At 68.9% G+C, this 10,044-nt stretch carries 1 protein-coding gene; it reads left to right on the top strand.

The genetic code is table 11. The features are described from left to right. Positions 1–71: 71 nt before the first annotated feature. Positions 72–10,044, top strand: a 9,973-nt coding sequence (locus ON43_RS04465) for a non-ribosomal peptide synthetase (protein WP_245568466.1), incomplete at its 3' end; no start/stop codon positions are given.

Consider the following 10,044-nt stretch of genomic DNA (forward strand, 5'->3'; position numbering starts at 1 on the left):
AGCCGGATTCCTGTCCGTTGGATCCCGCGCACCCACTCGACCGCAACCGGTTCATGTGCACGGATGCCGGTGTGTGCCTGGGTATTACGAAGGGTCGACAGGTCGATACGCTGCCGGTCGACGGCGTGGCCTGGCTCAACCTCGATGACCTGGCCGACGACGGCGGGGGCGGGACCCCCGCTTCCGTCGCCCCGCTCAATACCGCCTATGTCGTCTACACCTCGGGTTCGACCGGACAACCGAAGGGCGTCGAGGTCACCCACGCCGGGCTGGCCGCGGTGGCCGCCGCGCAGCAGCGCGATTACGGGATCACCGCCGACGCACGGGTATTGGGCGTCGCCGCACGCACATTCGACGCGGCCATGCTCGAAATCCTGCTGGCGGTCCCGGCCGGCGCGACACTGGTCCTCGCCCCCGAGGACGCCTACGGCGGGCCCGCCCTGACCGACTTCCTGCGCGAGCAGCGCATCACCCACGCGTTCCTGACCCCGTCGGTGGTGGCCTCACTGGATCCGGCCGGGCTCGACGATCTGCGCGTCCTGACCGTCGGCGGTGAGGGCTATTCGACGCGATTGGTGGAGCGCTGGTCGCGCACCGATGCCGGGCGGGCCAGGCGGTTCTTCAATACCTACGGGCCGACCGAGACCACGATCATCACGATGATCAGTCGCGAACTGCGAGCAGGCGATTCGATCGATCTGGGCGTCGGCATTCCAGGCATCGGTGTGACGGTGCTGGATCGGTGGCTGCGGCCGGTGCCGGTGGGTGTGGTCGGCGAGCTGTACCTGTCGGGTGCCGGATTGGCGCGCGGGTACCGCGACCGGGCGGGGCTGACGGCCGCACGGTTCGTCGCTCACCCGTACGGGGAGCCGGGGGAGCGGCTGTACCGCACCGGTGACCTGGTGCGGTGGACGACCGGTGCGCTGGAGTTCGTGGGCCGCTCCGACTTCCAGGTGAAGGTGCGCGGGCAGCGGCTCGAGCTGAGCGAGGTCGAGGCCGCGCTGTGCGAGGTGGACGGCGTGAGCCAGGCCGTCGTGGTCGTGCATTCGGCAAGCGACTCAGCCGATTCCGCTGTCAGACTGGTCGGATACGTCGCCGGTGGCACGGTGGATCCGGATGCCGCCCGCGTCGCTGTCGCGCAGCGCTTGCCCGGATACATGGTCCCGGATGTCGTCATGGTTCTCGACGAGTTGCCGTTGACCGCCACCGGCAAGGTGGACCGGCGTGCCCTGCCGGAGCCGGTGTTCGCGCAGCAGGAGTTCCGTGCGCCCTCGAGTCCGGTCGAGGAGATCATCGCCGGGGTGTTCGCCGAGGTTCTCGGTGTCGAACGGGCCGGTGTCGACGACGACTTCTTCGCCCTGGGCGGAGATTCGATCGTCTCGATCCAGGTGGTGTCCAAGGCTCGTGCCCGCGGTGTGGTGTTCGGGCCGCGCGATGTGTTCGAGCAGCGGACCCCCGCACGGCTGGCGGAGTGCGCGCGGGCCGGTGAATCCGGCGGGACGCTGGCGGAGCTGCCCGGCGGTGGCGTCGGCGAGATGCCATTGCTGCCGGTGGCGCACTGGATGGTGGAGTGGGGCAAGGGTTTCGACCGCTTCGATCAGCACGTGGTGCTGCGCTTGCCCGAGGGCATGAACGAGGCGGGCCTCCTCGCGACCATCGGCGCCGTGGTGAACCGGCACGACATGCTGCGGTCGATTTTGCGGCGCAGTGATACCGGTCAATGGTCGATGCACGTGCTGCCAGAGGACGGCATCGATCCCGCGTGGCTGTTGCACCGGCGTCCGCTCGAGTCGAGCATCGCCGTCGACACCGATGCCGGTCGGGAAGAGGTGACCGGCATCGCTGCCGCGGAGCTGGATTCGGCGCTGGATCTGCTGGACCCGCGCGGTGGCGCGATGGTCCAGTTCGTCTGGCTCGAGGCTGCGAGTGACGCGCCCGGATGGCTGCTGGTGGTGGCCCATCACCTGGTGGTCGACGGGGTGTCGTGGCGGGTGCTGGTGCCGGATCTGATGTCGGCGCTGACGCAGGTCTCGGCGGGCCGGATTCCCGAGCTGGAACCTGTCGGCACTTCGATGCGCCGCTGGGCGCACGGTCTGGTCGCGGCGGCCGCGGAACCGAATCGGATTGCGGAGCTCGACTTTTGGCGATCCATGGTCGACGGCGCGGATCCGGCTCCGGGCGGGCGGGAACTGGACCCGGCGATCGATACCGCCGCGACCCTCGAACAGGTCGACTTGCACCTGCCCGAGACGGTGACGCGGGCGCTGCTGTCGCGGGTGCCGACGGTGTTCCACGGGAGTGTCAATGACGGGCTGCTGGCGGGATTGGCCGTGGCGGTGCGGAGGTGGCGGGCACGGCGCGGCGTCGACGAGGCGTCGGTGCTGATCCGGCTGGAAGGGCACGGCCGGGAGGAACAGGTCGTACCGGGCGCCGACCTGTCGCGGACGGTCGGCTGGTTCACCTCGATGTTCCCGGTGCGGTTGGATCTGAGCGGCATCGGTCCGGAGGATGTGGCGACCGGCGGGGAATCGATTGCGGCGGCGGTGCTTTCGGTCAAGGACACGCTGCGGTCGATTCCCGACAAGGGCATCGGCTACGGGCTGCTGCGGTATCTGAACCCGGAGACCGCGGCGGCACTGCCGGACGTGATGCCGGGGCGGATCGGGTTCAACTACCTGGGCCGGGTGTCGAGCGCCGATGTCGGCGTGGACGGTCCGCACGGTGGGCTGGGTGAACTGACCGCGCCGCCGGATCCGGAGATGCCGGTGACGGTGGCGATCGATATCAGCGCGATCGTGATCGAGGATCGGCTGCGGGCCGGAATCCGGTTCCCGCGCACGCTGCTCGGAACCGCGGAGGTCGAGGAGCTGGCGGAACTGTGGTCGCAGGCGTTGACCGCCATTGCCGAGCACAGTGAAATGCCCGGCGCGGGCGGGTATTCCCCGTCGGACTTCGCGCTGGTGGCCCTGAACCGCTCCGATGTAGTCGAGTTGGAACGCGTGTATCCGGCGCTGACCGATGTGTGGCCGGTGACTCCGTTGCAAGCCGGTCTGCTGTTCCACGCGCATCTGGCCGGGGCCGAGGCCGAGGCGGATGCCTATGTCGCGCAACTGGTTCTGCACTTGTCGGGCGATCTGGACGTGGCTCGCCTGCGGGCGGCGGCGACAGCTGTGGTCCAGCGGCACGATGGCCTGCGGACGGCGTTCGCCACGACCGGCAACGGCGACAGCGTGGCAGTACTCACTGACGACATCGAATTGCGCTGGCATGTAGTCGATCTGACTGCGCGCCCCGATCGCGCCGCAGCTCTCGACGAGCTAGCCGCTATGGAGAAGGCGACCCCCTTCGACCTCACCACGCCACCCCTGCTGCGCTGCACTGTCGGCCGCCTCGACGCAGACCGCTGGGCGCTGATCCTGACCAACCACCACGTCATCCTCGACGGCTGGTCGTACCCGCTACTGGTCACCGATCTGTTCACCGAGTACGCCGGAACGACTCCGACCCGCACGGCCGGCTCGTATCGGGATTACCTGGCGTGGCTCTCGACTCGCGACCGCGATGCGGCACTCACCGCCTGGTCCAAGGCGCTCGACGGCCTCGAGCCGACCCTGATTGCCGGGGATTCCGGTCTCGAACCCGGTGTCGCAATGGCCGAACAGACTCTCACCCTCGACGAATCCGACACCGCCGCACTGGTTTCCGCCGCGGCCGCCGCCGGGGTGACCGCGAACACCGTGCTGCAATCGGCCTGGGCCATGCTGCTGGCGCGGCAGACCGGCCACACCGATGTGGTCTTCGGCGCGACCGTCTCCGGCCGTCCCGGCGAACTGCCCGACGCCGACCGCACGATCGGGCTGTTCATCAATACGATTCCCACGCGCGTCCGGCTGCACCCCGCCGAGAGCGTGTCGGGGTTGTGGACGCGGCTGCACCGCGAGCAGGCGGCACTGCTCGAGCATCACCACGTCGGCCTGCGGGATATCCACGCGCGCACCGGCGCCGACAATCTCTTCGACACCCTGATGGTGCTGGAGTCCTACCCGGTCGACATGCAGGACATCGAACATGCGGTCGGCACCGGCGATCTCGCCATCACCCGGGTGGTCGCCGCCGATGCCACGCACTATCCGCTGTCCTGCACCGCCATGCTGCGCGAGACGCTGGGGATTCGGTTGCAGTATCGGGCCGAGCTATTCGACGCGGCAACCATCGCGAACCTCGGCGAGCGGCTGCGGGACATCTTGTCCACGATCGCCCATGAACCCGATACGCGGATCAGGGAAATCGGCCGGGACCTCGACCAGGCGGGACTGATCGGCTTCGAGGCGCTCACCGATCCGTCCAGCATGATGCTGGCCGACGTGCTGGCGGCCGCAGTGGCTGCCAACCCGGCCGGGGACGCGGTCATCGAAGGCGAGCGTCGGATTACCTACCGGGACCTGGACGAGCACTCGAATCGGCTGGCCCGCTTCCTGATCGGCCGCGGCGTCGGCCCCGAGACCGTGGTCGCGATCGGACTGCCTCGCTCCTCGGACTGGGTCGTGGCCGTGTGGGCGATCGCCAAGACCGGGGCGGCCTTCGTCTCGGTGGATCCGGCACATCCGGCCGAGCGGAATCGATTCGTCTGCGTGGACTCGGCAGCCCGTTACCTGCTGGCGAGCGCCGACCTCGAATTCGAAGTGCCAGGCGTGGAACGGATCTGCGTCGATGAGCTGGATCTGCGGGAGTTCAGTGCGGCAGCCGTGACAGACCGCGATACCCGGACGCGACTCGCGAATACGGCCTACGTCGTCTACACCTCGGGTTCGACAGGGCAGCCCAAGGGCGTCGAGGTCTCGCACGCCGGAGTCGCGGCGCTGGTGGCCGACCACGTCGCGCGCTGCGATGTCGATCGAGATTCCCGGGTGCTCTCGGTGGCGGCCCGCACCTTCGACGCCGCGATTCTCGAACTGCTGCTGGCTGTTTCGTGTGGTGCCGCGCTCGTGATCGCGCCGCCGGATGTCTACGGTGGGCAACCCCTGCGGGAACTCCTCCGCGACCACCGCGTCACCCACGCGTTCCTGACTCCGGCCGTGGCGCTGTCCCTCGACAGCGAGGGACTCGATGACCTGTGCGTGGTGCTGACCGGTGGCGATCGCTGTGGGCCGCAACTGGTCTCGCGCTGGGCGGGCACCGACACCGCGGGACTCCGAGGCGTTCACAATCTGTACGGCCCGGCCGAGGCGACCATCTGGGTGACCGGTGCGCGTCTGCTGCCGGAGCGTCCGATCGAGATCGGCGGTCCCATCGCGGGTATGGCCGTCGCGGTGCTGGATCCGTGGCTGCGCCCGGTGCCCGCAGGCGTGGTCGGCGAGCTGTATGTGGCCGGTCCCGGTGTGGCGCGGGGCTATCGGGGCCGGGCCGGATTGACCGCATCCCGGTTCGTCGCCAACCCGTTCGGGGGCGCGGGGGAGCGGCTGTACCGCACGGGTGACCTGGTGCGGGTGGCCGTCGACGAATCCGGCACGAGCACTGGGACATTGGAATTCGTCGGTCGCTCCGACTTCCAGGTCAAGGTGCGTGGGCAGCGACTCGAGCTTGGTGAGATCGAGGCCGCGCTGTGTGCCCTGGCGGGAGTCGAACAGGCCGTGGCGACCGTGCACACGCCGGAATCCGGAACGCACGGACGGCTGGTCGCCTACGTGACCACGGGTGGCGGTGAGGTCGATGCGGAACAGCTTCGGCACGCGGTCGGCGAGCGCCTGCCCGCCTTCATGGTTCCGGACGTGGTGATGGTGCTGGACGAACTGCCCCTCACCGCCACCGGCAAGATCGACCGTCGCAACCTGCCCGCACCGGTGTTCCCACATCATGAATTCCGTGCCCCGGCCACACCGGTCGAGCAGATCTTGGCATCGGTATTCGCCGATGTCCTCGGCCTCGATCAGGTCGGCGTCGACGACGACTTCTTCGCCCTCGGCGGGGATTCGATCGTCTCGATCCAGCTGGTCACCAAGGCGCGCGCCCAGGGCGTCGTCTTCGGACCGCGAGATGTGTTCGAACAACGAACACCTGCCCGCCTGGCACTTCACGCCCGGCTGACCGACGCTGAATCCCAGCCTGTCCTTGCCGAATTGCCCGGCGGTGGCGTCGGAGAGCAGCCGTTGCTGCCTGTAGCCCGATGGCTGTTGGAAAGCGGCAAGCTCTCCAACCGGTTCACCCAGCACATAGTCCTTCGCCTGCCCGCTGCTCAGCCGGTCGAATCAGCGGTAGCGGCTGTGCTGGCCGGGCATGATGCTTTGCGGGCACGGCTGACGTCCGACGACCGGTCGATAGTCGTCAGCCCGCCCGGCAGCGTCGAGATCGCGCGCGTACTCCATCGGAGGACTGTCCCGGCCGATGCCGACCTCCGCATCGTCCGCGAGATCGCGGCGACCGAACTCGATTCGGCCATGGGCCGGTTGGACCCTCGGACCGGTGTGATGATCCAGTTCGTCCTGCTCGAACCCGAGGACGGACAACCAGGCTGGCTGCTGGTCGTCGCCCATCACCTGGTCGTCGATGGCGTCTCGTGGCGGGTCCTGGTGCCGGATCTGATGTCGGCGCTCGAGCAGGTCCGTGCGGGCCGGACTCCCGCATTGGACCCGGTCGGAACCTCGATGCGGCGATGGGCACACGGCCTGGTGGAAGCCGCGGCGGATCCGGTTCGGCTGGGCGAGTTGGGCTTCTGGCGGTCGATGGCGGCGGGGGCGGACCCGCTCCTCGGCGGGCGTGAACTGGACCCGGCCGTCGATACCGCCGACACGCTCGACGACATCGGCGTCGAGCTGCCGGAAAACGTGACCCGGGAGCTGATCACCCAGGTCCCGGCCATGTTCCACGGTGCCGTGAACGACGGCCTGCTCGCCGGTCTCGCTGTCGCGGTGCGTATCTGGCGAGCCCGGCGCGGGATCGACGAGACCTCGGTGCTGATCCGCCTCGAGGGCCACGGCCGCGAGGAACAGGTGGTGCCCGGTGCGGATCTGTCGCGCACGGTCGGGTGGTTCACCTCGATGTTCCCAGTTCGGTTCGATCTCGCGGGTATCGACATCGATGCCCCGGCGGACGAAACCGTAGCGGCGGCGGTCTTCTCGGCGAAGGAGACGCTGCGATCGATTCCCGACAAGGGCATGGGCTACGGCATGCTCCGCTACCTCAACTCGGAAACCGCGACAGCGCTGCCGGACCGGATGCCCGGCCGGATCGGGTTCAACTATCTGGGCCGGGTCTCGGGTATGGGCGATGGTGCGGACGGAATCGACGGCGGGCTGGGCGAATTGACGGTGCCCGCCGATTCGACGATGCCGGTCACGGTGGCGGTCGACGTGAGCGCGCTCGTTGTGGACGATCGTCTGCGGGCGACTTTCCGGTACCCGCGCACCCTGCTCGACGCCGAGGACGTCGAGGAGCTGGCCGGTCTGTGGACCGACGCGGTGACCGCGATCGCCGAGCTGACCGAAACACCCCGCGCGGGTGGGCATTCCCCGTCCGACTTCGATCTGGTGGCCCTGACCCAGCCGGAGATCCGCGCGCTGGAACGCGCCTATCCGTCGCTGTCGGACGTCTGGCCGGTGACGCCCTTGCAAGCCGGACTGCTGTTCCACGCGAATCTGGCCGACAGCGCGGACGGCATCGATGTCTATGCGGCACAGGTTGTGCTGCGGCTGTCCGGAGAGCTGGATCTGGCGCGCCTGCGTGAGGCGGCAATGGCGCTGGTCGAGAGGAACGCGGGCTTGCGGACCGCGTTCACGACAACCGGCGACGGGGTCAGCGTCGCGGTGGTTTGCGACAACGTCGAATTGCCCTGGCGTGAGGTTGATCTGACCGATTCGCCCGACCCCGGGGTAGCGCTGGCCGAGCTCGCCGCCGCCGACAAGGCCACCCGATTCGACTTGTCGACCGCGCCTCTACTGCGCTTCACCATCGCCCGGCTGGCCGCCGATCAGTGGGCCTTGATCCTCACCGACCATCACGTCATCCTCGACGGCTGGTCATGGCCGCTGCTGGTCACGGACCTGTTCACCCGCTATGCCGACGATGCGGACGCGGCCGTGGCGGTCGGCTCGTACCGGGACTTCCTGGCGTGGTTGGCGACTCGCGACCGGGACGCCGCGCGCGCGGCCTGGTCCAACGCACTGGCCGACGCCGAACCAACCCTCATCGCCGACCCGGCCGCTACCGCCACGAGCCCGGTGGTGGATCGGTCGCTGGTGATCGACGCGCCCGGCACCCGGGGCCTGCTCGCCGCCGCGGCCGCGGCAGGCGTCACGCTGAACACCGTTCTGCAATCGGCCTGGGCGATGATCGTGGGGCAGTTGACGGGTCGCGCGGATGTCGTCTTCGGCACCACCGTCTCCGGGCGACCGGCCGAACTTCCGGCGGCTGATCGCACGATCGGGTTGTTCATCAATACGATTCCGACGCGGGTCCGGCTGGATCCGGCGGAGACCGTGACGGCGCTGTGGGCGCGGATCCAGGGCGAGCAGGCGGCGCTGTTGGATCATCAGCACCTGGGGTTGACCGAGATTCATGCACTCGGCGGGAACGACAGTCTCTTCGACACCACCATGGTGCTGGAGTCGTATCCGGTTGATGTGCAGAACATTCGGCAGATCACCGGGCAGGGCAGCCTGGAACTGACCGGTGTCGTGGGTGAGGATTCCACCCACTATCCGCTGTCGTGCACCGTGATTCAGCAGGAAACGTTGCGCATTCGGCTGCAGTACCAGCCAGATCTGGTCTCGGCGGGGATGGTCGCGGCGCTGGGCGAGCGGCTGCGGGTGGTGCTGGAAGCGCTGGCGGAGGACGCGAGTGTCAGCGTGCGCGAGGTCGCGATGCTGTCGGGAGCGGAACGCGCGGCCCTGCTGGAGGATTGGGGCCGCAATGATCCGGCGGAGATCCTCGATCCTGACGAGATGTCCTTCGTCGGGGCGACGCTCCCGGCCTTGCTGGCGTCGGCCGTCGCCGCGAACCCGGACGGGGACGCGGTCATCGAAGGCGACTGGCGGATCTCGTACCGCGAACTGGAGGAGCGCTCGAATCGCCTGGCGCGCTTCCTGATCGGACAAGGCGCGGGACCCGAGTCCGTCGTCGCGATCGGCCTGTCGCGATCCCTGGAGTGGGTGCTGGCGGTCTGGGCGATCACCAAGACCGGTGCGGCGTTCCTGACAGTGGATCCGGCGCATCCGGCCGAGCGGAATGCGTTCGTGTGTGCGGACTCCGCTGTGCGCGTGGGAATCACGACCACGCGGCAGGCCGGGGCATTGCCGACCGATGTGTCATGGCTGGTGCTCGACGATTCCGAACTGGCGGACGCGATCGGCGAATGCCGCCCCGACGCGCTGACCGACGCGGATCGGACCCGGCCGGTGCGCCTGGAGAACACCGCCTACGTCATCTACACCTCCGGTTCGACGGGACGCCCGAAGGGCGTCGAGGTCAGCCACGCCGGACTCGGCACGCTGGCCGCCGCGCATCACCGCCGGTACGAGGTCGAGGCCGAATCGCGGGTACTGGGCGTGGGCGCACGGACTTTCGACGTTGCGATGCTCGAATTCCTCCTGGCCGTCACGGCGGGCGCGGTCCTGGTGATCACCCCCGACGACGTGTACGGCGGGCGGGACCTCACCGAGCTCATGCGCGACCAGCGGATCACCCATGCCTGGATGACCCCGTCGGTCGCGGCCTCCCTCGATCCCTCAGACCTCGACGACCTGCGCGTCATGTGGGTCGGCGGCGAGCATTTCGCGCCGCAGCTGGTGGCCCGCTGGGCGCGCACCGATGCCGCCCGCGAGCGACGGTTCTTCAACTCCTACGGGCCGACCGAAGCCACGATCATCACCTCGGCCAGCCCGGAATTGCGTGCCGGGGAGCCGATTACGCTCGGCTCCGGTATCGCGGGGCTGGATCTGCTCGTGCTGGACGCGTGGTTGCGGCCGGTGCCGGTCGGGGTCGTGGGTGAGCTGTATGTGGCCGGTCCCGGTGTTGCGCGCGGGTACCGGGGGCGGGCGGGGCTGACCGCGG

The sequence above is a fragment of the Nocardia concava NBRC 100430 genome, assembly GCF_000308815.1.
GTDB classification, from domain to species: domain Bacteria; phylum Actinomycetota; class Actinomycetes; order Mycobacteriales; family Mycobacteriaceae; genus Nocardia; species Nocardia concava.